Below are 23,755 nucleotides of genomic sequence, written 5' to 3'. Positions count from 1 at the left end.
GAAATTTCTATGGCTTGTTTACTTCTAAGGTGAACGGGATCAAGAAACAGGTCTACCGAAACAATGTTGCTGTTGCTCATTCACGAACGAGGTAATGCGAATCGGGTTCATTTCGAATGTTGTCCATCCCTTCGTCACTGGAGGCGCACAAAAGCGTATCCACGAAATCGGAACGCGCCTCGCAGACAACGGACACGACGTGACAATTTACGGTCGACACTATTGGGACGGCCCTAAGCAAGCCAAGTACGGGAACCTACGCCTACAAGCAGTCGCCCCCAGCGCTGACCTTTATACTGATGACAGGCGTTCAATTACTGAGGCGCTTGACTTCTCGGCACGATCCCTAAGGCCACTCTCGGAACGACTTCGAGCCAACGAACACGATCTCGTTGTCACCTCCGTCTTCCCCTTCTTCCCCGTCCTCTCCTCAAAGCTTGCCGCACTCGGAACGAACACACCAGTCGTGACGACGTGGCACGAAGTGTGGCGCGACTACTGGGAGGGGTACCTTGGTCCTCTCGCCCCGTTCGGAAAGACGATAGAACAGCTCACGGCCCGCGTTCCACAGTATCCGATTGCTGTTTCGGGAATCACGGCTGACCGACTCGCTGAAATCGGCCCGAGTAGAGACCGTATCGAGGTCGTGCCAAACGGCATTGATGTCGAAAAAATCCGAAATGCACCACTTCCGGAGAAGAGCTACGATGTCTTGTTTGCTGGCCGCCTCATCGAAGACAAGAACGTCGCTCTTCTCTTAGAGGCCTTCGACACTATCGCCGAACGTCACGATGCTACGCTCGGTATCATCGGTGACGGACCGGAGATGGACCGTCTTCAGAAGCAGGCTGCCACCCTCGCCGATCAGATCGAGTTCCTCGGGTTCCTCGACGACTACGAGGACGTCCTCGGACACATGCGCGCCGCTCGAGTGTTCGCCTCACCGTCGACGCGCGAGGGATTCGGAATCACGTTCGCCGAGGCGATGGCGGCCGACTGTACTGTAATCGCTGCACAGCATCCCGAGTCCGCAGCGAGCGAGGTAATCGGTGATGCGGGCTATCTCGTCGAGCCGACAGTGGACGCAATCGCAGACCAACTAGACGCCGCGCTAGACGGCGATCGACCGCCACAGGACCCACTCGAACGTGCCGGGAAATACGACTGGGATGCTGTCGCCGAGCAGGCAGAAACGGTGTATCAGCGTGCAATCGACGGTCGGTGGTGAGAACAGAGACCCTCTGGTTGTCGTAAGAATGGTGACTAATTCGAAACGCGACTGCGAGCGAGAGAGTACATTTCCGCTGTTCTTACTGAGAAGCGGGGCAGCCAAACCGCGCTATAGAACGCCCAATACCCAGTAAAAACAGTATTACTCATCACCTGTCCGGACTACATCGAAGACGAGCTGTGGCTTCATCGATAACTCGTACGTGTGGTACTTCCCACCACCGCGTCCGTTGTTGTGCTCGATCTGCGTGAGAAAGCCGCGCATCTCAAGTTTCTTGAGATGCTCGCGGACGCTTCGGATAGTCGACAGAGGCTCGTCACCACGTCGTTCACAGACCGCAGAATACAGAGAGTAAATTTCCTTTGTTCGTACCGGTGAACGCTCTTGTACCTCTGCATTTGCGATGGCGACGATGATGTTCCGCTGGTGATCGGTGAGATCATCAACCCGCTCTGCGACTTTGCCGCGTTCGACACGTCGCTTGGCTTCGTCCACGTGCTCGACAGCCACCTGTTCTCGGTTGTGTTCATTCGCGACGATGCCGCTCATCTTCAACAGATCGAGCGCCTGGCGTGCATCGCCTTTGTCTCTCGCTGCCAGTGCTGCACACTTTGGGATAACCGCTTCATCGAGTGTTCCATCTCTAAATGCATCCACGGCGCGTTCTTCGAGGATATGACGCAGATCTTCAGCGTCGTACGGTCCGAAATTCAACTCGTGTTCTGCGAATGACCCACTCGTTTTTGCAGAGAGCGTACGGCGAAAGCTGTAGTCGTTTGAGATTCCGACGATACCGAGTTTCACTTCGTCGAGGTCACCCGTCGATTCCGCACGAGACATCTCATAGAGGAAGCTGTCGACACCATCCATGTGGTCGATCTCGTCTGCAACCAGAATGACTGTACCTTCGAGCTTGTTTAGCTCCTCGTAGAGTGCATCCATCGCATCGGCGGTAGACAGCCCGCGTTTGGGGAAGTCCTTCTCGTCATCATCACGGAGGCGATTCACGATTTCCCGCGTGTAGGAGAACGCACTGTCGTTGTTGCAGTCCTCAATGATTACAGAGAGTACGTTTCCGTTGTTCTCCGCTTCATCGACCGTCAGCTCCATAATATGTTTCGTGACGACAGTTTTTCCCAAGCCGGTATCACCGTAGACCATGATATTGTCCGGCGTGTTCCCGTTCGTGGCAGGACGGAGGAAATGAGCGTACTGTCTGATTTCCTCAGCTCGTCGTGGGACTATCTCTGGTTGGTGTGACTCGGTGAGTACGTCTCGGTCATCAAATACCGATGCCACCATCGTCTCATACGGATTCTCTTCAACCATTGGTACCAATTGAGTACCATCTTACCTAATTGTACTTCCTTTGTTTCTTCTGTTACGCTCATTTAATGCATACGAGAGAGTGGCTTTCCGCTGTTAGTGCGCTGTAGAGATGGACCTAGGCGCGATAACTTGTATATCCGATATCAAAATACACCCATCTCAACCCTCTATTCTCTTGGAGGGTGTTGCTGACGAGCGAGAACAGCGGAAATGTACTCTCTGTCTGGCTACTCTCTCCGACACTCGTGTACTCGAATCCGCTCTGGAAGTCCAACCACCCCACAGAGAGAACACGTAACCAAGCTCACCTGGGGCAACTCGTCCACCACTTCGATGGCCGCCTGCAGATGCGCCTGCACGTCCGCATCTGTCGTCCGTGTAAGCGCCTGTGCGAGATGCATCCGGAGTTCCGCCCGCACACTCATCGAATCGACTCTATGTGCTCTGCGTTCATCCTCAGGCCGAGCGCAGCAAGCGGTCCCATTGAAACCCACCCGCGCTTCAGCTCGACGAACTCGCGCCATTCATCTAACGAGCGACCAGCAAGCGGCTGGTAGTGGTCGAGCTCGCGACCGTCGTAGACGACGACCGCGTCGGCGGGTCGGTAGTAGTGGTGACTATAGCCGTCTGCGTCCATTCCGAGCGTGAACGAACGAGCCATCGCGTCGGCAAGGTAGCCAGCAATCGAGACAGTAGGTTCTTGTGCGTCTGCTTTCGTAGTTGCCATTGGTCTTCTGGTCCTGTAAGGAGACCTGACCCGCGTGCTGCAACACGCGGGCACGCTAATGCCCTGAGGGTCCGATCTACCTTACCATAAGACACGTGTCTTATGGACATAAAGCTACTGTTTTCGAGTGAATTTCAAAAGTCATACGACAGGTGTCGCAAGGGCTACGTACACTGATTGCCTGGTGCAAATATGAGCCGAGACCGCGACAATGAGGGAAAGTTCACTGAACTCACGACTTCAGAAGCGGTGCTAAAGATACTGGACGAGTCAAGCGACCCAGTGATGACAGCGAAGGAGATAGCTGACGAACTAGAGGTTTCTCGTGATACGGTCGGACGGAAGTTAGCCCAGCTTGCAGAAAAGGGGGAAGTTGAGCAAAAGAAAGTCGGAGCAAGAGCCGTCGTGTGGTGGACGAAAACCTAAGAGAACTCCTCAACGTCGAGTTCGGTCGCATCGATTGTGCCGGACAGGTAGGCTTTCCCGTGCTCCGAAATCTCGTACAACCCTCGCTCTTCGTCATGGTACTCCACTAGACCGGCCGTTTTGAGCTTCTTGAGCCGCTGATTCACAGTTGAGAGGGTGTACCCGATGTTCGCTTCAATCACACCTGGAGTTGCGACTAACCGTCGGTTGCCTTCATTCTGCAAAAACTCCAGAATCGCATCGTCCGCACGAGTCATCCAGTCAACGTGCGGCCGTCTCATACGTTTGGCGTCTGCTTTGACCCAATAAACGGGAGTGATTTGCTCAAAGATTATATTGTAGAATATCTCAGAGTGCATTGTATGATGCACTACATCTAAGTGGCTATAAGCCAGATGTGGTGTTGAGACTATTCACTGGGTCATCTGGTCCTCTGAGAAGGACCCGTGCTGGAACACGGATCCAAACCGGTCTCGTCCAACCGCATGTCACAGAACACCCCATACACGCAAAAAGGTCTCGTCGCACAGCCACCCCGCACCACGGAGGCCACTGCATGACCGAGCAGCCCTCTCTCAAGGCACTCCAAGAACGCCTAAACGAACTCGAAGCGCGCGTCACAACCCTCGAAGAAGAAAACGAGGAACTCAGAGAGACAGTCGAATCCCAACGAGAAGAACTCACCGAGTACCGCGAGAAGCTCGACACCCAGACCAACGAACGCGACGCGGCAGCCGACCACAGAAAGCATCTCCAGCAGCGACTGCACGCACTCGAGAGCGAAAACAAAGACACCGACACCACCGACCAAACTACAGAAACCCGCTCACCGCTTCAACAGCTCGTCGGACTCCCCGCCAAATTCACGAAGAAACTCACGGCCAACCAAGAGCGCGCGCGCTTCATCGCCCAGGACATCCAAGAGTACGCCACCAAAGTCCCCGCAGGCTTCGCCGTCGACTCGGCTCGCATCCGCCGTATCCTCAACGCAAAGGAGGGTCGCACGCCGCACACCCAAACCGTTACGAGAGTGATGGAGTTTCTCGACCGACTCGGCAAGGATGAGGTCCGGGTGATCAAACGCCGGGGGACGAAACGCGTCATCTTCACCGAGGGTGCGGTCTCGGCTCTCGCTGGAATCGAGCCAGCTGATTCTGCGCGTGGCATCACGGATGTTGTGATGAGGTGGACATAGAGCGGGTGTGATAGAGCGCCTCTGAACGCAATGAACAACAGCGGACACGGTGCTGTCCGTCCTTCGTCTAGCAGCAGCACTCGGGAAGCACTCCTTCGGACGGTGAGAAATAGACCCAAGAGACACGAGTTTCGGCTGCGTTCGCTTCGCAACCGTATCACAACGAGTGTGATTTCGCCCGCCGGTCGAATGGGGCCACCTCAGTTGCCGCTTCGTCGACGTACGTCCAGTGGTCGTCCACGAAAAAGATGGTCACGGTTGTCAAAATCTCCCGTGTTTCGAGGCTCGTCGTGAAGATTCGCGTGGACGTCCCCGTGAGACGCGAGCCGACCACCGAGTCTCGTGCGGTCGAGCCAGTTTCGCGCATGGCCATACGTCCGGGCGACGAACCGCACGTAATCGCCCGCCTCGTACTCAACGCGAACGTCGAAGTCAGGGTGCTCACCAGTGCCCAGTAGCGGCTCAACAGTAGCCCTATCGAACTCAACGTGCCCATCTTTTGAGCTCCAGTTCCAGAACCCGTCTTGTCGGAGGGGTATTGTCAGGCGTTCGAGCTTCTCCGAGGAGAAGAATTTGTAGCCCCGTCGGAACAGTTGTGGCCCGAAGAAAACGGCAACAACGAGTGCGTTGGCCTATATGAGGCGAGCCACCGGAAAGTCAGACAACACAAGCCTCCGAAAGCGGATGTATTCTAAGCAGTTCAGTATTTTTCGACTTCAACGCCGTACCGTTCGAAGTCGTCCACGTTTCGAGTAACAACGGGTTCGCCCTTAACGGCGGCCGTCGCCGCGATGACTGCGTCCCCCTTCTTACGCTTGTACGTCGACGGGTCCAGTGCTCCGATCATGCGGCCGGTTCTCTCGGCGATTCGAGAATTCATGTCGACGCGGGGGACTCCACTCAGAATCCGACGAATCTTTTTCTCCTCCTTCGGACCAGTGTGGGCCTCGATTCCGATATACAACTCCAGTAGGACCATCGTCGGGAGTTTCAAAACGGCCCCGTCGCTCTCCAACTCGTCCAGTTTTTCGTGTGCTTCGGGAAGGTTATCAATTAGGTCCAGAATGAACGCTGTATCGAGAATCATTTGAACCGCTCCGCAAGCTCTTCAACCTCCGCTGCGTCCTCCTCGTCGGCGTCTTCGATTGTCTTCCGCATCTCGTCGACCCGATCGTCGTCAAGAATCCCACCGAGTTCGTGAAGCGACGGCGTGCCGATGAGCCGGTCGATAGCCTCTGAAATCGTTTCGTCCTCTCGCTTGTGTGCTTTCACCCGCTCGTAGACGTCGTCGTCAAGTCGAACCGATTTCGTCCCCATGTGTATACGGACGTATACTCCAAGTATCAGTCTTATCCATCTCGGAAAGATCGAGAGTGGCTCAAACAGGCTCAACTCACGAGGTTGTCAGTAACCCACGACTGAAGTCGTGGGCTTGTCAGTGGACTCCCCTTCTGACTCCGTAACGGAGTAGGCGTGGAAATCGCCGTTCAGGTTCAGCGTCCCTGACGTTAGCGCACACTGACGGGGTGCGCCTCCACTCGGAGACATCTGCCCCGAGTGGAGTTTCTTGAGCAGTTTACGAGCGATGTTCTTGCTCGCGTTGTAGTCTGCGTTCAGTTCGTACTCGCACTTCTGACACACGAACTGGTGTTTCGACCGTCTGTTGTTCTCGTGTGTAAACCCGCACGATGAACACCGCTGAGACGTGTACGCAGGACTCACCTGCTCAACCTCGACGCCGAACATCTCGGCTTCGTATTCGACGTACTGGTAGAGGCGTCGGAACGCCCACGCATGGAATCGCTTTGCACCGGCCATCTGCTTACGAATGTCGGTCAGATTCTCGAAGGCGATGTGCGTACAGTCATGGACGCGGGCGTCTTCGAGAATCTGGTTCGAGGCACGGTGGAGTTCGTCCTGCATCCAGCGGTGTTCGCGGTCGTTCATCGACTGAATCGACAGGTGTGCCGACCGCGTTCCTGCCTGTTGCATCGACCCACGAGTCTTCTCGAACTCTCGGCGTCGATGGTTCATCTCGTCTGCGTTCCCGATGAACGCGCCAGTGGAAGTCACGGCGAGCGAGCCGTCCACGTTCAGGTCAACGCCAAGGACTGTTCTGTGCTTGGCGTCCTCAGAACGATTCGCGTTCTGATGGGCTGCATCAGACTCCGTCTGATGAACGTCGGAAGAATCAGTTGTGGACTGCTCTTGCTCGTCCGTGGTTCGGCGCATCCGTGCGTGGAGGTAGAACGACTCTGCGGGTCGGTCGTACTGCAACGTAGACATACGAAACTCGTAGTCCTCGTTCAGTAGATACTCACCAATCGGTGTTCCCTCTGAGTTGTCGGGAAGCACGTAGTCACACTCGACGCGACCGTTTACCGTTGAGAGGGAAACGTGGTCGCGGTGGAACGTTGCGGAACGCTTGTCGTAGACGACGCTCCACGCATCGAAATGTGGTTGGCTGGTGTTGTCGCCTTTCTTGAGTCGGGCGACACCACTTTTGGTGGCCTCGATAGCACGCCGAATCCCCTTCTGGACGAGATTTGCAGTCAACTCCGTCTCGTTGCGAAGTCGCTCGTAGAGGGCTTTCTCGGCTTTCTGTTTCGAGGTCACACAGTAGTCGTTCGGGTATCTCCACGCCCACTCTGCGGTGGTGTTCGCACAGTGGAGAAACTGATTCTTGGTCTGATGGAGGTCGTCGCACCGCTCTGTGGGTACGTCGAGTTTGACTTTGACGGTGCGAATCACCTCCATCGTTACTTCACACATCGAAGTATTTCTTTATAATAATTCGGATTAGGGTGGGGGAGTCGGACTGCTATCGCTCGTGGCTGGTGGAGGGGGTTATCGGATTCTTCCCACGGCTAAAGCCGTGGGCTTCCTCCTCGTAATCATGTGATATATCCAACTGATACATTTCGACAGCACCACGCGATCCTATTCTTCAGTGGGCTCTAACGGAGTTCGGTCAAGACCGACCAGATCGTAGTCCTGTTCGCTGGAGAGCACGCCGTCATCAGTCGTGGCAATCACGCCAGCGTGGAGTGCGTCGAAGGGGTCAAGCGGTATTCTTCGAGAAATGCCGCTGCCGCAAGAACCGCATCCTCGTGTTCTGTTGGTGACTCGGCAGTTCGACGATTCGATAGCGCTCGCCGAACCGCGAGCGGACATCTTTCGGAAGGTAGATCCGTCCGCGCTCGTCCGTTGATTCCGACCTGGTAAACCGTCGTACGGGAAGAATCAAAAATCTGCCCGCATAACGTCCGTCTCCGTCATTATCCGTCTATATGGACAGGAAGATATCGCTCCGCTACGTTTCCTCTTGAAAGATCGCGGATAGTTGACACCCTCCGCCCTGAAGAGAGAATTCTCGACCGCGTCAAGATAGTACCACCCGTACGTCAATCGGCCGTAACCAGATCCGATAGATCGAACAGTCGGACGTCACTGCGCGTCTCGGCGACGCGTTCGAGATCGTCAGTATACCCAGAGCGGCTGAACAAGACGTACAGCGTCTCTCCGTCCGCCGGCGCCGCTGACCAACGGACGTCCGTCGTCGTTCGCTCGAGATCGGCGAGGACGCCTTCGCTGACGGGGTGAGACGTGAATTTACATTCACCGGCGACGAGGCCGTCATCGGTGAGGCCGAGAACGTCCATCTCTTGTTCTTTGAACCACCACTGCCCGACGTTACGGAATTGCCGGTCGATGAGATGTGGGAGTGCTCGCTGGCAGAGTCGTTCGAACAGCGGACTCACGTAATCCGCCAGTTCCGGTTCGACGAGTTCGTCGTACGCGTCCCCGCCGAGTATGCGAAGCTGGTCTTGATTGCCGTAGACGAACCGGAACCAGAACCGGAACAACGGCGCGGCGATTCGATACCGGCCGCGCTTCGAGGCCGTCGGTGATTCCGTCACGGGAATGTGGCGCTCGACGAGACGGAGTCGGCGAAGCTTCTGCAGGTACGTGCTCAGCGATCCTGACTCGACGCCAGCCATGCCCGCGATTTCGTTCGGCGTCCGCCGTCCGTGGGCGAGTGCGCGGAGGATGCTGAAGTACGTATTCGGCTGTCTGAGTTCGGTGCGGAGCAGGAACTCAGGTTCGGAATACAGGAGACCGCGCTCCGAGAGGATCGTCTGCTGGACGTTCGGTCCTAACTGTTGATCGGAGTCGATCGTCTGGAGATAGTATGGAGTACCGCCGTAGATGGACCATGCGGAGATGGCGGTCGCGGGGTCATAGTCTGGAAAAAACTGGTGTGCGTCGGTTACAGTGAGCGGCCCGAGGTCGATCGTCGCCGTCCGTCGACCGTACAGTGGTGCGCTTCCGGAGAGTACGTTGTCCTCCATGACGCTGATCGAGGAGCCAACGAGCACGAGCGTCATGCCGGTCTCTTGGAGTTTCAGGTCCCAGACGCGTTGAATCCGGGACGGAAGCGATCCGTCCTCTTCGATGAGAAAGGGAAACTCGTCGATAACGACGACCGCATCTTCTTCGCCGAGTGTTTCGAGGAATACCTCCCAGTCACGCCGAACGTTCCGCAATGAGGGGAACTGTGCGGAGGCAGTGTCGACAAAGTGCTCAAGTTGGTTCGGCGCAGTCGATTCGACCGCCTGGTAGTACACCGCATCGTCCCGATGAGCGATGGATTGGCGCACGAGTTCACTTTTGCCGAGACGACGTCGACCGTAGATCACGACGAAGTCTGCCGTGTCGGACTCATAGCAGTCCGTGAGTTGATCAAGCTCAGTCTCCCGATTCACGAATTTCGTCATAGTATTGGTACCGGCCACCGGCAGTTGGAACTTCCGATTTCGGAAATCGTGATTTCTGAAACCGTGATTTCTTATCTGTACTGAAGATGGATGGATAGTGAATCAGATACGGGCTCCCGTCCTCGAGAACGCGCTACATGTTCGGGCCCGTGGAAATTTCTGCTCTCCGTAGCCGTCGGACGAGTCGAATCGTGCTCCCTCGCGGGCCGACGCACACGCCGTCGTTGGCAGGGGGAAGGCCCCAGTGATAGGGCGATACGCGCTGAAACACACACCGGTGGTCAGACGGTTCTGTAAACACCAACCAACTCTGTTTCCTCGACACGCAACGTCACCTCGTCGCCCTCTTCGTAGGGGTCTTCAGTGACGATAGTCACGGCCTCAAGAGGCTGGCGACGGATGAACGCCCAGAGAAGTTGCAGCAGCGAGGGATGACCGCCTTTGCGGAGCACGACGACGTAGCGCGACTCGGCCAACTGCTGCAGACTGGGCGTCAGATCGTGCTCGTCCAACTCGGTTGGCGGGACGACGTGCAGGACCTCGCCCTGGATTGCCTCGGTCACACTATGACAAGGAGTGCGAACAGGAAGAAGGGGTGGTCTGTACGAACGCAATTCCTTTCCGCCATGAACGGCGGGGTTTCCTCGCTACCGCAAGAACAAACTGGTGCTTCGACCGCCGATTGTACTTCCTCACACTCGTGGAGGAAATCAAGTAAGAGACATTGGGAGACATTGCTGCGATAGCGAACTCACCGCACAGAGGAACCGATGACTGACATTTCGAGGTACATTCTCACTCACGTCCGAACAAGTCTGCAACGAATCCGTCTCGACCGACTCGAAGCAGTGGGTGCACTCAGTCTAGAGCGAGATGCGAGTAGTCAACGACCATTCGATGACAAGAACCCAGAAACTGTACTCTCTGTCCGGAATCAGCTCTGCAAAGAAAACGAGGCGAGTACCTTGGGACTTAGTTCGACCACGAGACGCTAGTGTGCGTGCACACTACGTTTATCCGGGGCGGTCTCATCAGTTTGGAATATGAGCAGTGACCGCGTTGACTCCGAAAGTAAGGTCTCTGGGAATCAAGCGAATATCCCTGCTCGAATTCGTCGAGAGCTGGATATCGACGATGGTGATACGCTCCGCTGGCACATCGAGAGCGACGGCACACTCCGCGTCGAAGTCGTTCCGCAGCGAAGCGGGACGTTCGGCGACTTTACCGGCTACGACGGCAGTCAAGAAACCGACGTGACGACCGATCACGACGCGTGGGGCGTCGACGCCAACTGAATGCCGCGAGCACTCGTCGATACATCTGTTCTCTTCGCCGCAGCATATCGCCGCGACGGCGCACACGAAGACGCACTTCCCATCCTCCAAGGCATTGATGCTGCCGAACTTCCAGAAGCGGTCGTTCTTGACTACGTTCTCGCCGAGACATTGAACGGACTGACGACACACGCTGGTCATGAAGCCGCTATCGACTTTCTGGATCGTGTCGAGGAGAACACTCACTTTCACATCGATTCGTTGACTGGTGACGCCTTCGCTACTGGGAAGGCGCTCTTCCGGCAGTACGAGCGGTTTTCATTTGTCGACGCCTGTATCGTCGCGTACATGCAGACTGAAGGCCTCGGCTACCTCTACGCATTCGACGACGACTTCGACGCTGCTACGGAGGTCTACCGTCTCGATACGGCGACGGATCCCTACCAGCCGAAGTAAGACAGGAGCGACTACGTAGTCCGTTCAATACGAATCAAGTCAAGTATACAGAACATTTTTATCAGATAGACATACATATAGATATATCAGTATGAGTTCTGAAGAGGAAATTTCACTCGATAGTCAGACAGCACAGGACCAACTTGAGATTCTGCGGTTGGTGAGCAAAGGAGACGACGTTCTGGTCCGACTCGAAGACGGACGGAGGAGTTCGGGTTCGGTCATCGACATCGTAGAGAACGGTTCCCCCGATGGCCCTACTGAAATCCACGTCCAGTATCTCGACTACGGAAGCGGGCCGACCACGAATGAGAGGCCAAGTCACACCGTTTCGATTGCTCGCGGAGAAAACGGGGAGTATTCCGAGGCTCAGCTTTCGTGTTTCTGGACGGATACGGGCCGAGTTCGAAGAGAAGACCTCGGGAGCGTCGAATCGGTGTGGCCGGACTACACGATGCTCTCAAAGCGGTTGCATCTCTCCGAGCGTGAAGCGGCATTTGTCGTACTGAGTGAGATGGGGATGAGCGAATCCCGAATTGCAGATCAGTGGAACTGCGATGAGAAGGACGTAGATTTCCTCAAGATAACGCTCAGACGCAAATACGAGACGGCGAAAGAAACCGCCGACCGGCTCGAAGCACTCGTCGCGGGAGTCGATCCGATTAGTTTCGGCCCGTCTCGTCGGCTTCCGACACGGACGTCGACCAGTCGCAGCGACTGATTCGGCTGTCAACACCTCGAACGGATCCTCGGCCGCGAGTCGGCGTCTGTGTCACAGTGAGCAGGATTTGTGCATCCTTCGAGGTTTTGGAGTGACGATAGAAACGCTGACGTGGAGTACAGTTGCCCGGACCAACGGAGCAGGTGGGATCGCACTCGGCGATTCGTACGCTGCGGCGCTGGCAATCGAAGCGGAGGTTTTGTCGTTGGAGCGGACTCGGAGTTCGGTGACCCCTCGGAGGCATCGACGGACAGCAAATCCGTGACGAACCCGCACGGACTCGACACGCACGTCCAGGACCGTATCGTCTCGGAGTTCGACGAAACTGTCGACTCAGAGTGGCGAGAGCCCGACGACTCCGTTGAATCGCTAATGGGCGGCCCGTTCTCGAAACTCCGCACCGGTAGTGTCGTCTCCTTTGCATCGTCGCCGACGACGAGTCAGTACTCGAAGTTCATCGAATCGAATACCGAAGTGGCGCAGACACCGCTGACGACTGAGACTCGCACATATGACGGAGTAGGGCAGGTGTGACAAAGACCCCACCAACGCGGCCGTAAACTGCGGACACGGTGCTGTCCGTATGCCGTTTCGTAGAGCCTCATCGTAGAGAGCAAGAGAGACAAGAGACACGCGTTTCGGCTGCATACGAGTCCGAATCAAACTAGTTGCTCAACCACCGGTACCGAGTCCCCCGATAAGTAGTCACAGTCCACACCACATGCCGCGCAGTATTTGACATCCGCCCACGACTGAAGTCGTGGGATTCCTCTCGTGGGAGTCTCAGTCGTTCTGAGCTTCCCCGAGAGCGACATTCCCACTCGCTGTGGTACTCTGGTTTGTGCATTCCTCGTTGGCCGTTGTCTCCACCGCGATGGAGGGCGGGCTATGATGTTCCCGCCATTCGTGTTTGTTCCACTTGAGGTACACAGGGCGTGCCATCGCCCTGACCGCGCTGTTCTGCTGTCTCAGGAACGATTCGGACGCCACCAAGTCAGCGTGTCCTTCAAACCCGCACGGGCACGTCAACGAATCCTCGTGGCGAATCGTGTTCTCTCGCTCGCCACATTCAGGGCACTCCTGACTCGTCCACGCCTCGGATTCTTCCTCGACCGTGATACCGTATTCTTCGCACACGTCTTCGAGGCGGTTGATAAACCGTCGAAACGCCCAGAAGTTGTGTGTCTTCTCATTCACACGCGGCGACCAGTGCGTGTCGAGGACGCCGGTGATGTCGCCAACGTACAGCGTTGAAACGCCTTCGTCGTGCAAGCATTCAACGAGGTCTCGCACAAGACTGTCTTGGGCGTGGTTGCGCTGGTTCGTGCGTTTGCGGTACAAGCGGTCGATGCGCTTGCTGGACTTGCGCTGGTCTTCGAGACGTGACTGGTAGTGCGCGATTTGTTCCGTGGTTTCACGGAACTGCTCGAACAGGTTACGTCCTTCGTACAGAAGTTGATGACCGGTTGAAACAGTGCAGGCGACGAGGGTGTTCGCGCCAACATCCAGAGCGGCTTCTTCTGAAGCCAGTGGTGAGTCCAGTCGAGAATCGTTGATGGTGACTGGTTGGAAAGCCCTGAACGATTCAGCGGTTTCGTCGTACACGATTTCAAGTCGGTTCTGCTCGCCGCTCCATTTCGGGTCGCCAGCAATCTCAATGCGAAGACGCTGGTTCCGATTCAATCCAAGTTCATCTTTGAGTTCGGAACCAATCGGAACTTCGAGCCGAGACCGTTTCCCGTATTCGATGGTGTACTGGTCGTTGCGAACGTAGGTTCGGAGAACTCGTCCATCTTCCTCGTTGCCCCAGTACCCCGGTGGCGACGGTCGCTTATCGAGTTTTTCGGCGTGGTACTTCTCGTTGAGGTCGAAGAACGACCGCCACGCCTCCGAGTTCTTACGGATGATTTGCTGGGCGACACTGCTGCTGAGGACGCCTTTGTATTTGCCTTCGAGACTGCCGGTGTCGGCATCCCAGACGCTTTCATCGTCTTCGAGGAATGCTTGACGGCGAGCGTAGTTTGTCTCATTCCAGAGACTCGCAGAAGCATCCAACCAACGAACGAATACCTCACGCTCTTTCACAGAGCGAGGGAGAACATCGAACTGGTTGGCTCGCTTCATCACCCCATATTACGAAATGTTCGTTTGTAATGGTATGGATTAACGTGGGAGACTCGGACTGGCTATCGCTCGTGGTTCGTGTCGTGTGTTGTCGGATTCATCCCACGACTAAAGTCGTGGGTTTTCTCCTCGAATCTCTGTAATGTCCACCACCAATAAGACACGACCATGGTCACGATTCCGGCCGCTATCCGCCGGCGTCTCGCCGTCGAACCCGGAGACACGGTGCGGTGGGAAGTCGCCGAGGACGGTGCACTGAGCGTCAATGTCGTCGTTCAGTCTGTGGTCCCTGTTCTCACGCTGATTGAGAGAACACTTATTATATCTTGTTGCATGGAATCGGATAGTGTCCCACGAGACGAAACGAGATATAAATGTTTGCTTCAAAATAGCTCCTGGCGACGATACGAGAGTATTTAGACTCCGTGCAGCCGACACCGTGTTGCGACACCTCATCGACGCCCACAAGTCCGAGTTCACGCTGAAAGAGCTCACCGACGTCACCGGCCACAGCCGGTCGACGGTCTGGCGGGCAGTCGAATTCCTCGAAGACCTCGGCGTGCTACAGGTACGCGAGACCACACAACGGAAGTACGTCGCTATCGACCCCGCGCAGTTGCAGAAAGACGACCCGATACTCGGCATCGAACAAACCGAGTATCACGCTCCGATGCGATCTTTCATCGAGAGGGTAGAAGACGCAATCGAGGACGCCGATGATGTCGACCAGCTGCTCGGCGTCCTCGTATTCGGAAGCGTCGCTCGTGGTGAGGCCGACAGAAAGAGCGACATCGACGTGTTTGTCCTCGTCGACGGTGACCGAACCGTCGCGCGCCGTACCATCACCGACGTAGCGAACGAACTAGGCGAAGAACGATTCGACGGCGATCGATACACGTTCGAACCGTTCGTAGAGTCCGACGAGAGTGCTCACCGTGCGGGGGAAAAACTACGCGACATATTTAGAGACGGAATCACCGTATATGGGGGCGACGAGTTCCAGCGAGTCCGGACGGAGGTGTTGAACAGTGAGTAGCAACCGAATCGAGACACTAGTAAACGAAGCACAGGCCACCTTCGACCGACGACCCGACGAGATAGAAGACGGGTTAGAGACGAACGAAGCAGACGTACTGCAACTCCGAAAATCGTGTCACCTACTCGCTGGTGCAGCGACACTGCTGGAGCAAGGGTTCCACACGTTGGTCATCAAGGCGTCGTTCGTCGCCGTAGAGCGCGTCATCGAGTTCAAACTGCTCGAAGGGGTGTCGAACCCCGAGACCTTCCCGGAACGCATCCGGGTGTGTACACCGAGGCCGCAAGACGTGGTATCCTCTCGGAACACGTCGCGGAGAACCTGCAGGATCTGTGGAGAAACCACCGAGCCAAGACGTACTACCAAGATGGACTTGCCTCCGGAGAACGCGCAGCGAAGCTGTACGAACTCGCGTCGGAGGCCCACGAGTTCGTCGTGAACCAATCCGCGAAGAAGCACGAGTGCATCTGTGAATGATCCGTTGAAATCCTCGCTGAGAGACTCAGCAACTCACCGACAGTCGGTGTATCGGCGTCGGCGACATGCCGGCGTCCACGACAGTCTGAATCGCGGCACCCGGAGAATCCATTACCGAGCAACAACACTGTGCGATGGACAGATGGAGAACGACCCTCTATTTCAGGAAGTACAGCAGTTCCGCCAGCCGTGGGCCTGGGCGCTTCTCGGCGGTGTCGCGCTATTCATGCTCGTGCTGGGCCCCCTCGCGTGGGGTGGGCTCGTCGTCCTCGGCGCCGTCGCTGTCCTGCTCTACAGTCTGCGGCTCCAAACGGAAGTGAGAGCCGACGGCATCTACGTCAAAATGTGGCCGCTGCACCGGTCGTTCCGTCGAATCGCGTGGGCGGACATCGAGCGATACGAATCCACGGAGTACAGTCCACTTCGGGAGTTCGGAGGGTGGGGAATTCGCTGGGCGCCCGGAAAGCTGGCGTACAACGTCAGTGGCAAGCAGGGAGTGTGGATCGAACGGACGAACGGACGTGCAGTACTCGTCGGGTCCCAACGTCCAGATGAGTTCCTCGGAGCCATCGAAGACGCGACTCGGTAACCGAACGCTGCCCGTCTGCGTTGTCAGCGCCACTCACGACTCTGGCGGACTCACCCGCCGGCACGCCGCGAGTGCATCCACACGAGCCGGCCCAGTGCGAGCCAGCCGATCCCGAGCGGAAGCAGCGCCGCGTTCGTGTTGACGACGAGGCGGCCGACCGGGAGCGGCAACACCGTCAGGAAACGAAGCACGACGAGGACGAGCGGCACCGCCGGGGCCGAAAGTAAGAGCAGCGCTCCCGTCATGGTGGCGTTCCCAGCCCGTCGCAACGCGACACCGATCACGCCAGCCCCGACGACGGTACAGCCGAGCCCCAGAACGAACCCGAGAGTCACCACCAGCCCTGCCGGGTCGTCGCCGGTAGCTGGCACGGCCCGGAACCCAGCACCGACGAACGCGGCCACCGACCGGAGTTCGAGGAGCGCGACGAGCACCATCCCGATCCCGGTTAGCCCGACTCCGATTCGGCCCACCCGTCCGTGCTCGTCTCGGAACGCGCTGTGGTATCCGACCAGCCCGACGAGCATCAGTGCCCAGCCTCCGAACGAAGTGACGTCGAAGACGCTCGCCACGTACGGTCGGTCGCCGAGCACGGCCGTCTGGACCCACGGCGTCGCCATCCAGACGAGACTTCCGACTATCGCTACAACGCCGGCGAGCGAACGCCAGCGGTCGCCGCCGCCGCGCTCCGCACGGGTTCGTTCCATCTTAGTTCAAGCAGGGAATCCCGCCCTTTAGGGCGGGAGGGAATGCGACACGGTGCTGACCGACCGCTACCCGGTGGCCGAGCCGGAATCCAACTCCCGTTGCGCGTGGAGTAGCATCCCTTTCCACGTCAGTCCGTGACGCTTCTTCGTCGCTTTTAGCGACTCGTACCGTTCTTCGTCTACCTCGAAGTTGATGCGTGGCATATCTCATTCTTGCGCTCCGTTTAGGTCGCCGACGCGGTCGCGGCGGAACCCGGGGCGGTCGACCCGCTTCGTGACGACCTGCTCGCGGGCACGGTCGAGGTGTTCTGGGAACCGGTGGTTTACTACCGGATGGTCGCGACAGGACAGTATGTCAATCGAGGCTGCGCTCGACCGCATTAGAGAGGCCGAAGCCACGGCGAAGGTCCCCGACGACGACCGCGCTCAGCAGCATGAGGTGTACGAGAAGACGTTCGATGCCTTGGAGGACGTCACCCCGGACGACGACGACGAAGGGGTTGCCGTCGTAACCGAGTGGATTATCGAGCAGATTCAGACGAATCAAAAGCGACCGGGGTCGCGAGCGGTCCGGCAGCGGGCGCGGAAGTATTGCCAGGAAAACGACTACGAGATCAGCGACAACAACTGGCTCGGCGCCTGAGGGACTACAGACCGGTTCGTTCTCGGCGACTCGCTGCGTGGTGTGGTACTGACGGGCGAGCAGCGCCTGCCACAGCGAGCCGAGACGGAGGCTCGAATTCGATGGTCACGGCCGGGCGACGAGCACTGCACCGAGGACGATCATCAGCGCCGCACCGGCCGGCCGGCGGGTGACGCCCTCGAGGAACCCTTCGACTGCGAGAGCCTTTGGGCCCCTCAGAGTCTCCACGACCAACCGAACGTCAACAAGAGAAACGCACCGATCTCTCAGCGACCTCTCTGTGCGGCGTCCATTGGTTGCGTAGCGTCGTGGAGACGTTAGTGACGGGTCAGTCTCCACCCTCGCTGTCGCCGTCGCCGTGGGACTGCCAGCGTAACCGCACTTCGTGCGTTCTCGCTTCCGCGTCTTCTCGAACGGCTTCGGTAACGGAGACCGTCTCGCGAGGGGGGTCGCGTTTCGGAGCGGAGTCGGTTCTCGTGGACCGCAACCCTTCGAACCGACCGGTGAGGTCCTCTCGGAGCTGGCGGAGATACGCCGCGGTCTCGTCGCGGTCCATCTCGGTATCCATCGTCGAGGACCCGCTCTCGGTCCCGATAATCTCGTCGGCGCGGCCGATAGCGACCGCGTTGACGACCGCACCCAACAACAGGACGACGCCGCTGAAGTACAGCCACGTGACCAACAGCAGAATGCTCGCGATGAGGTTTCCACCGCCGCCGCTCACGGAGACGTACAACTGAAACAGCACCTGCAGAACGGCCCATCCCACCGCTCCGACGATCGTTCCCGGAAGGACCGCTCGCGGTTCGACGTCGATATCGGGGAACAAGTAGTACATCGGAAAGAACGCCGCGATGAGACCGACGACGAGCAGCAGCGGTACCGCGAGTTCGATGAACGGGACGAACGAGAAGAACGCGACGACGCTGGTGGCGCCGACCATCGCGACGACGCCCAGCGTCAGGGTGAGAAGCACGAGGACGCTCTTTTTGATCTGGCCCACGAACGATTCCCGAGTCGTCGTCTCGTAGATCTCCGAGAAGGCGGTGTCGAGTCCGCGGAACACCTTGATCGCCCCCCAAACGAGCGTGAGCACTCCGATGATCGACGCACCGACCGCCGACCCGGTCCCGGCGCTGCTCTGTTGGCTGATCATCACCTCGATGACGCCGCCGACCGACGGAGAGACGTTGTCCGTGGCGAGCGTGATAATTCGCTCCTGTAGGTCGGGAACCCCGAAGAGAGAAACCGCCAGCAGGAAGAACATCACCAGCGGAACAAGCGAGACGAACGCGCTGTAGGCGATGCTCCCCGCGAGGAAGGTGACGTTCTTCTCGCTGAAGATCTCCTTCGTCGCTTTCGCACCGGAACCCAGCGATTGAAGCTGCATGTTTGCAATTCTCCACCGAGGAACGTAACTCAGGGGGCCGATAGTGCCACGACCGAGTAGGAGTCGATAGAACCGTCTCGCGGGGCAGAAGAGGCCGCGACTCAACTCACGGCCAGAGCCCGCGCGCCTCGTGCGCCTCGGCGATGCGGGACAGCGCCACGATGTAGGCCGCGTCACGCCAGGTGACGTCGCGCCGCTCGAACTCCGATCGAACCGCGTCCCAGGCGGCCTGCATCTCCGCTTCGAGTTCGTCGTTCACCCGGTCGAGCGACCACGCCCGTCGATTGATGTCCTGCAGCCACTCGAAGTAACTCACCGTGACGCCGCCGGCGTTCGCGAGGATATCGGGAATCACGGCGATATCCCTCTCCGCGAGAATCGAATCGGCGGTCGAGGTCGTCGGGCCGTTCGCGCCTTCGACGACGAAATCCGCGGCGATCGCCGCCGCGTTCTCGGCGGTGATCACGTTCCCGAGTGCCGCGGGGATGAGGACGTCGACGTCGAGTGTGAGCAGTTCGTCGTTCGAGATGACCTCGTCCGCGTACGTCGTGACCGCCTCCGGTTCTTCGTCGTGCGACGGGACCGCAGCCGTGTCGATGCCCGCCGGGTCGTACATGGCGCCGTTCACGTCGCTGACGGCGACGACGGTCGCGCCCCACTCGTCGAGGAGACGGGCCGCGTTCGCGCCGACGCTTCCGTAGCCTTGGATTGCGACCGTCGTGTCCGCGAGCGGGCGGTCGTAGTGTTCACACACCAACTGCGTGATAATCGCGACGCTCCGCCCGGGCGCTTCTTCGCGGCCTTCGCTGCCGCCGATCACCGGGGGCTTGCCGGTGACGACGCCCGGTATCGTCTCGCCCTCCTGCATCGAGTAGGCGTCCATCAACCACGCCATCGTCTGGGGATCCGTCCCCATGTCGGGCGCCGGAATGTCCTGATTGGGGCCGATGACGTCGCGAATCTCCTGTGCGAACCGCCGGGTGAGCCGCTCTTTTTCCGCCGGGCTCAGATCCTTCGGGTCGATGGCGATGCCACCCTTCGCACCCCCGAACGGGATGTTCATGACGGCGCACTTCCACGTCATCCACATGCCGAGTCCGACGCACTCGTCTCTGGTCACGTCGGGGTGGTACCGAAGCCCGCCCTTGAACGGACCTCTGACGCTGTCGTGTTGGGCCCGGTAACCGCTGAACACCTCGACCGTTCCGTCGTCTCGTTTGATCGGGACCGTCACCTCGTGGACCTTCTTCGGATGCTTGAGCCGTTCGACGATGCTCGGGTCGATATCGAGGTGGTCGGCGGCGTGATACAGCTGTCGACGAGCCGTCTCGAGCGCCGACTCCGGTTCGGCCGACACCGTCGCCGTCTCGTCCGACTCACCGCGGGTGGTATCTGGTTGGGAGGCCATGATTACTCGAGCGGTATTCGGCGATTCCGCATCTGCCCCCCGCAGTCGGGGCACTGGCCGGGGCTGTGCTCTTCGATAACGATGTTACCGCACTCGAAGCACTCGTACGGGGTTTCCGCACCGGGTTCGGATTCGACATCTTTCATAGTGAGTTCACGAGCGCCAGCGGAACGACCCGGGCACTCGAAAAGAACGTAATAGGTGTATTAGGGAATATTCGGCGGTTGACTATCAAACCACTTCCAAGAGTAGGGGTTAACTATCAAACCATCCGGCCGATTCTCAGCCGGAGAGCTTGTGCTCCTCGAAGAGCGTCTCGAACAGTTTTCGCTGCACGGTCCGGACGTGTTTGTAGAAGGCGGGCGGGGAGATTCCGAGCGTCGTCGCGATGTCCTCGCCGGTGTTCTCGCGCGGCGACTCGAAGAACCCGCTGTAGTAGGCCGTCTGGATCACTTCGAGCTGCCGGTCGGTCAGCTTCTCGAGGAACGTCGAGTACAGGTCGTGTTCGACCGATTGATCGAGCGTCCGCTTCGATCGGAGCTCGACGCCGGAGAACGTCTCGCGGACGAGTTGGGTGATCGTTCTGACGTCGCTGCTGTTCGGAATATCGATGACGAGCGTCGTGGTGGTGGGATCGGCGGTCGCCTCGCGGAACACGGCGCCGTGGTCGGCCAACTCCAAGGCGAGAAACGGCTGCGTGAGGCGCACTCGGAGGACCCCGCCGTCGCGGTCGGTGCTGATCCGCTGGACGTCGTCGATCGCGACCAGTTGCGATGCGGCGTCGGCGACGTCTTCCAACGACGCGTCTTCGACCGTGACGAACACGTAGCTGCCCTCGGTGGACTGCTGCACGCCGCCTTGATACGAGAGCGTGCACGCCGCGTCCTTCGCGAGTCGCGAGAGGACGAACGCCGAGTCGTCGACCGCGAACTCGACGCGAGTCATCGACGTGGTGAGCAGTGCGTTCTTCCGTTCGATCGCGCTGAGCGCCGACGCGATGGTCTCGCCGAGTTCGGCTAAGACGGCCTTCGCCGTGTCGTCGAAGGCGTCCCGGGTCGGCGCGTAGACCGTGAGCAGTCCGTGCGTGAGGTCGTTGTACACGAGGGGGATGCTCAGCACGGAGAGGTAATCGCGGGCCAGCGCGTCCTTTCGCCACGCTTCCTCGCGAAGGCCCGCGGCGACGTTCGAGACCATCGTCACCTCGCCGGTCGCCGCGGTCCGTCCGGCCGGGTCGGTCCCCGAGGCGGCGATGGTGAACGAACGGCTGTCCAGATATCCCTGATCGGCGCCCGCCCAGGCCCGCGGCTCGACGGTCCCCGTCGTCGAGTCGATCGTTCCGATCCAGGCGAATCGGAACCGGTCGTCGGCCGTCAACAGTTCACAGACCGTGTGGTCGATCTCCTCGCGCGTCTCCGCTTGGACGATGGCTTGGTCGATCTCCCGAATCGTCTCGTTGGTTCGGTTCAGGGCGGTCAGTTGCTCGTTTTGAGCGTGCAGCGTGCGGTCTTGCTCTCGGAGTCGCGATTCGCGAGAGACGCGGTCGAGCGCCGCCTCGGCGGTCGCCGCGAGCAGGTCGGCTAACTCTCGGGTCACGTCGTCGAAGACGCCGACTTCGCTCGATCCCGCGACGAACACGCCGTGGTTGCCGAGCGGAATGTACGTCACGCTCCGGAGGTCGGTCGCCGGGTTCTCGAGTCGCTCCGCGTCGTGAACGTCGTCGAAAAAGAGGGCTTCGTCCTCGACGAAGCTGTAGCTCGGAAGGGTCGCGCCGTCGGCGTGGACGGTCGGAAGCGGACCGTTCAGCTCCCGCATCGTCTCGGAGTACGCGACCGGTTCGAGGTCGTTGGCGTCGGCGTCGAAGAGATACACCGCGCTGGCATCGAGGTTGAGAACGCCGGAGGCGTCGTCGACGATGTGGTGAGCGATCTCGCGGTGGGTTTCGGCGTACAGGAAATCCCGAGCGGTCTCTTGGAGCGTCGCCAGCGCCTCCTCGCGCTGCTTGCGTTTCGTGATCTCCCGACAGCTGAAGAGGAGCGTTCCGTCCTGAATCGAGACTTCGCGGACGTTGACCAACAGCGTGTGCTCGCGCCCGGCTTTGTCGGTCGCGGTCGTCTCGATGTTCTTGAGGACGCCCTCCGCTGCGAGGTCTTCCCGGTCGAAGAGGTCCTCACCGAGGAGTTCGTCGATCGTTCCCAGTTCGCGGATCTCCGCGGCCGTGTAGCCGAAGATGAAGTGGACGTTGGGGCAGACGTACGTGTACTCCCCGGTCTCGTCCGTGATGAGGACGGTGTCCGTCATGTTGTTGAGCGTCACGCGGTGGAGTTCCTCGGATCGACGGAGATCCTGTTCGAGAGTGACGCGTTCGGTGATATCCACACCCTCGACGACGATAGAAACGAGGTCGCCGCGTTCGTTCTCGACCGGACGCACGGAGAGATCGATGACGCGCGGGTCGTCGAGACGCGACGACTGCGAGACGACGACGTTACCGAACGCCCCGTCGAATGCGTCGTCGATAATCCGGTGGACCTCCGCCTCGGTCGTGTCGGTCTGCGACCACCAGGGGAGCGTCCAGAACGGTTCGCCGACGACGGCTTCGACGTCCTCGTCGATCATCTCTCGCGCCGTCTGGTTCACCCGGGCGAGCGAGCCGTCCGGGTCGAGGACCCAGGTCGCCGTCTGCGAGTCGTTGAAAATCGCGTCGAACTGCCTGGCGCGGTCGCTTCGCGTGATCGAGCGCTGTGTGGTGCGGATCGCGCGCTCCGTCCGGTCAAGAAGCTCCGCCGCCATCCGCTCGGACGAGTCCGTCAGCGCGACGTAGTCGGTCACCCCGGCACCGATCGCCTCGCTGGCGATGGCTTCGCTCCCGGACGCGGCGCCGACGATCACCGGGAACACGGTGGTCTCGGTGCGAATCTCTCTGAGCAGTTCGAGCCCGGTCGTTTCGCCGAGCGCGTACTCGGTGACGAGACAGTCCGTCGTTCGATTCCGGAAGGCAGCCAGCGCGTCGGCCTTGGTTTCGACTCGCTGAACGGTCGCCGTCGTCCGCGTTTCGAGCAGCGTCGCGAACTGGCCGAGCCAGTCGCTCGTTCCGACAAGCACCACGGACGACGTATCGAGGATGGAAGCCGAAGACGACGTCATTCGAGTCTCGAGAACCGGCGGGGACTCGCCGTCGTGTGCGTTCGGATCCCACTCGAGTGCGGCGCCGAATCGAGAGCCACGCGTATCACTGGTATCAACA

Annotated in this window: 26 protein-coding genes and 4 pseudogenes; 12 read left to right on the top strand and 18 right to left on the bottom strand. The window is 58.9% G+C overall.

Annotation, left to right across the window (positions count from 1 at the left end):
* Window positions 1-94 precede the first annotated feature (94 nt).
* A complete protein-coding gene (locus NDI76_RS15935; RefSeq protein WP_310925124.1) occupies window positions 95-1,228 on the top strand; it encodes a glycosyltransferase family 4 protein in 1,134 nt (377 codons plus the stop codon).
* A 144-nt stretch (window positions 1,229-1,372) separates the two neighbouring features.
* Here the strand turns inward: NDI76_RS15935 and NDI76_RS15930 are convergent, their stop codons facing one another.
* Window positions 1,373-2,560, bottom strand: a complete 1,188-nt coding sequence (locus NDI76_RS15930) for a Cdc6/Cdc18 family protein (RefSeq protein ID WP_310925123.1) — start codon at window positions 2,558-2,560, stop codon at window positions 1,373-1,375.
* A gap of 421 nt (window positions 2,561-2,981) precedes the next feature.
* On the bottom strand, window positions 2,982-3,287 hold the full coding sequence (locus NDI76_RS15925) for a hypothetical protein (RefSeq protein WP_310925122.1): 306 nt from the start codon (window positions 3,285-3,287) through the stop codon (window positions 2,982-2,984).
* A gap of 192 nt (window positions 3,288-3,479) precedes the next feature.
* On the opposite strand from NDI76_RS15925, the gene NDI76_RS15920 reads away from it, so the two are divergent.
* The gene (locus tag NDI76_RS15920; protein WP_310925121.1) at window positions 3,480-3,713 is read left to right on the top strand and encodes an HTH domain-containing protein; all 234 of its coding nucleotides are present in this window, start codon (window positions 3,480-3,482) and stop codon (window positions 3,711-3,713) included.
* On the opposite strand, the gene NDI76_RS15915 is transcribed toward NDI76_RS15920, so the two are convergent.
* Window positions 3,710-3,994: a MarR family transcriptional regulator gene (locus tag NDI76_RS15915; protein WP_310925120.1), complete on the bottom strand. Its 285-nt coding sequence runs from the start codon at window positions 3,992-3,994 to the stop codon at window positions 3,710-3,712. The two genes, NDI76_RS15920 and NDI76_RS15915, sit on opposite strands and share 4 nt — an antisense overlap.
* Before the next feature lie 275 nt (window positions 3,995-4,269).
* Between NDI76_RS15915 and NDI76_RS15910 the strand changes: the two genes are divergently transcribed.
* Window positions 4,270-4,908 (top strand): hypothetical protein, encoded by a 639-nt coding sequence (locus NDI76_RS15910; protein WP_310925118.1) that lies wholly within the window; start codon window positions 4,270-4,272, stop codon window positions 4,906-4,908.
* 157 nt (window positions 4,909-5,065) lie between these two features.
* Here the strand turns inward: NDI76_RS15910 and NDI76_RS15905 are convergent, their stop codons facing one another.
* The 8 genes and pseudogenes from NDI76_RS15905 to NDI76_RS15875 all read right to left on the bottom strand — a co-directional run bounded on the left by NDI76_RS15905 (window position 5,066) and on the right by NDI76_RS15875 (window position 10,249).
* Window positions 5,066-5,275 carry a hypothetical protein gene (locus tag NDI76_RS15905; protein WP_310925117.1) on the bottom strand — a complete coding sequence of 70 codons (210 nt, stop codon included), beginning with the start codon at window positions 5,273-5,275 and terminating at the stop codon, window positions 5,066-5,068.
* A 333-nt stretch (window positions 5,276-5,608) separates the two neighbouring features.
* Window positions 5,609-5,995, bottom strand: a complete 387-nt coding sequence (locus NDI76_RS15900; protein WP_310925115.1) for a PIN domain-containing protein — start codon at window positions 5,993-5,995, stop codon at window positions 5,609-5,611.
* On the bottom strand, window positions 5,992-6,300 hold the full coding sequence (locus NDI76_RS15895; RefSeq protein ID WP_310925114.1) for an antitoxin VapB family protein: 309 nt from the start codon (window positions 6,298-6,300) through the stop codon (window positions 5,992-5,994). The genes NDI76_RS15900 and NDI76_RS15895 overlap by 4 nt, the downstream gene beginning before the upstream one ends.
* 12 nt (window positions 6,301-6,312) lie before the next feature.
* Window positions 6,313-7,665: an RNA-guided endonuclease InsQ/TnpB family protein gene (locus NDI76_RS15890; protein WP_310925113.1), complete on the bottom strand. Its 1,353-nt coding sequence runs from the start codon at window positions 7,663-7,665 to the stop codon at window positions 6,313-6,315.
* A 183-nt stretch (window positions 7,666-7,848) separates the two neighbouring features.
* Window positions 7,849-8,030: pseudogene (locus NDI76_RS22635) on the bottom strand (PIN domain nuclease); the annotation flags it as partial.
* Window positions 8,030-8,152, bottom strand: a pseudogene (locus tag NDI76_RS15885) (AbrB/MazE/SpoVT family DNA-binding domain-containing protein); the annotation flags it as partial. The pseudogenes NDI76_RS15885 and NDI76_RS22635, both read right to left, overlap by 1 nt.
* Before the next feature lie 160 nt (window positions 8,153-8,312).
* A complete protein-coding gene (locus NDI76_RS15880; RefSeq protein ID WP_310925112.1) occupies window positions 8,313-9,686 on the bottom strand; it encodes an ATP-binding protein in 1,374 nt (457 codons plus the stop codon).
* A gap of 281 nt (window positions 9,687-9,967) precedes the next feature.
* Window positions 9,968-10,249 carry a DUF7526 family protein gene (locus NDI76_RS15875; protein WP_310925111.1) on the bottom strand — a complete coding sequence of 94 codons (282 nt, stop codon included), beginning with the start codon at window positions 10,247-10,249 and terminating at the stop codon, window positions 9,968-9,970.
* Window positions 10,250-10,729: 480 nt separating this feature from the next.
* Here NDI76_RS15875 and NDI76_RS15870 point away from each other — a divergent pair, with 480 nt between their 5' ends.
* From NDI76_RS15870 to NDI76_RS22630, 4 genes and pseudogenes are all read left to right on the top strand, one after another.
* On the top strand, window positions 10,730-10,981 hold the full coding sequence (locus NDI76_RS15870; protein ID WP_310925110.1) for an AbrB/MazE/SpoVT family DNA-binding domain-containing protein: 252 nt from the start codon (window positions 10,730-10,732) through the stop codon (window positions 10,979-10,981).
* Entirely contained in the window at window positions 10,982-11,416 is a 435-nt protein-coding gene (locus NDI76_RS15865) for a PIN domain-containing protein (protein ID WP_310925109.1), read from the top strand.
* A gap of 91 nt (window positions 11,417-11,507) precedes the next feature.
* Window positions 11,508-12,137 (top strand): hypothetical protein, encoded by a 630-nt coding sequence (locus NDI76_RS15860; protein WP_310925108.1) that lies wholly within the window; start codon window positions 11,508-11,510, stop codon window positions 12,135-12,137.
* 261 nt (window positions 12,138-12,398) lie between these two features.
* Window positions 12,399-12,637 (top strand): annotated as a pseudogene (locus NDI76_RS22630) (type II toxin-antitoxin system RelE family toxin).
* Window positions 12,638-12,920: 283 nt separating this feature from the next.
* Here NDI76_RS22630 and NDI76_RS15855 read toward each other — a convergent pair.
* Window positions 12,921-14,261 carry an RNA-guided endonuclease InsQ/TnpB family protein gene (locus NDI76_RS15855; protein WP_310925107.1) on the bottom strand — a complete coding sequence of 447 codons (1,341 nt, stop codon included), beginning with the start codon at window positions 14,259-14,261 and terminating at the stop codon, window positions 12,921-12,923.
* 168 nt (window positions 14,262-14,429) lie between these two features.
* Between NDI76_RS15855 and NDI76_RS15850 the strand changes: the two genes are divergently transcribed.
* From NDI76_RS15850 to NDI76_RS15835, 4 genes and pseudogenes are all read left to right on the top strand, one after another.
* On the top strand, window positions 14,430-14,681 hold the full coding sequence (locus tag NDI76_RS15850) for an AbrB/MazE/SpoVT family DNA-binding domain-containing protein (RefSeq protein ID WP_310925106.1): 252 nt from the start codon (window positions 14,430-14,432) through the stop codon (window positions 14,679-14,681).
* Window positions 14,608-15,297, top strand: a complete 690-nt coding sequence (locus tag NDI76_RS15845) for a nucleotidyltransferase domain-containing protein (protein WP_310925105.1) — start codon at window positions 14,608-14,610, stop codon at window positions 15,295-15,297. Before NDI76_RS15850 ends, NDI76_RS15845 begins: the two co-directional genes overlap by 74 nt.
* Window positions 15,290-15,774: pseudogene (locus NDI76_RS22625) on the top strand (DUF8154 family protein). The gene NDI76_RS15845 and the pseudogene NDI76_RS22625 overlap by 8 nt, the downstream one beginning before the upstream one ends.
* A gap of 142 nt (window positions 15,775-15,916) precedes the next feature.
* Window positions 15,917-16,363, top strand: a complete 447-nt coding sequence (locus NDI76_RS15835; RefSeq protein WP_310925103.1) for a DUF6141 family protein — start codon at window positions 15,917-15,919, stop codon at window positions 16,361-16,363.
* A gap of 50 nt (window positions 16,364-16,413) precedes the next feature.
* Here NDI76_RS15835 and NDI76_RS15830 read toward each other — a convergent pair whose 3' ends face one another.
* Window positions 16,414-17,070 carry a hypothetical protein gene (locus NDI76_RS15830; RefSeq protein WP_310925102.1) on the bottom strand — a complete coding sequence of 219 codons (657 nt, stop codon included), beginning with the start codon at window positions 17,068-17,070 and terminating at the stop codon, window positions 16,414-16,416.
* Window positions 17,071-17,136: 66 nt separating this feature from the next.
* Complete coding sequence (locus tag NDI76_RS15825) at window positions 17,137-17,274, bottom strand: hypothetical protein (RefSeq protein WP_310925101.1); 138 nt, start codon at window positions 17,272-17,274, stop codon at window positions 17,137-17,139.
* Window positions 17,275-17,422: 148 nt separating this feature from the next.
* Here NDI76_RS15825 and NDI76_RS15820 point away from each other — a divergent pair, with 148 nt between their 5' ends.
* Window positions 17,423-17,713: a hypothetical protein gene (locus tag NDI76_RS15820; RefSeq protein WP_310925100.1), complete on the top strand. Its 291-nt coding sequence runs from the start codon at window positions 17,423-17,425 to the stop codon at window positions 17,711-17,713.
* A 328-nt stretch (window positions 17,714-18,041) separates the two neighbouring features.
* Here NDI76_RS15820 and NDI76_RS15815 read toward each other — a convergent pair whose 3' ends face one another.
* From NDI76_RS15815 to NDI76_RS15800, 4 genes are all read right to left on the bottom strand, one after another.
* Window positions 18,042-19,103, bottom strand: a complete 1,062-nt coding sequence (locus NDI76_RS15815) for a YihY/virulence factor BrkB family protein (protein ID WP_310925099.1) — start codon at window positions 19,101-19,103, stop codon at window positions 18,042-18,044.
* 106 nt (window positions 19,104-19,209) lie between these two features.
* On the bottom strand, window positions 19,210-20,511 hold the full coding sequence (gene gdhB, locus NDI76_RS15810; RefSeq protein WP_310925098.1) for a glutamate dehydrogenase GdhB: 1,302 nt from the start codon (window positions 20,509-20,511) through the stop codon (window positions 19,210-19,212).
* Between the two features lie 2 nt (window positions 20,512-20,513).
* Window positions 20,514-20,657, bottom strand: a complete 144-nt coding sequence (locus NDI76_RS15805) for a rubrerythrin-like domain-containing protein (RefSeq protein WP_310925097.1) — start codon at window positions 20,655-20,657, stop codon at window positions 20,514-20,516.
* A gap of 136 nt (window positions 20,658-20,793) precedes the next feature.
* Window positions 20,794-23,655: a bacterio-opsin activator domain-containing protein gene (locus NDI76_RS15800; protein ID WP_310925096.1), complete on the bottom strand. Its 2,862-nt coding sequence runs from the start codon at window positions 23,653-23,655 to the stop codon at window positions 20,794-20,796.
* Between the last annotated feature and the right edge of the window lie 100 nt (window positions 23,656-23,755).

Origin of the sequence: Halogeometricum sp. S1BR25-6, from assembly GCF_031624495.1 — an archaeon.
GTDB classification, from domain to species: Archaea; Halobacteriota; Halobacteria; order Halobacteriales; family Haloferacaceae; genus Halogeometricum; species Halogeometricum salsisoli.
This window is presented reverse-complemented; position numbering and strand designations above follow the sequence as displayed.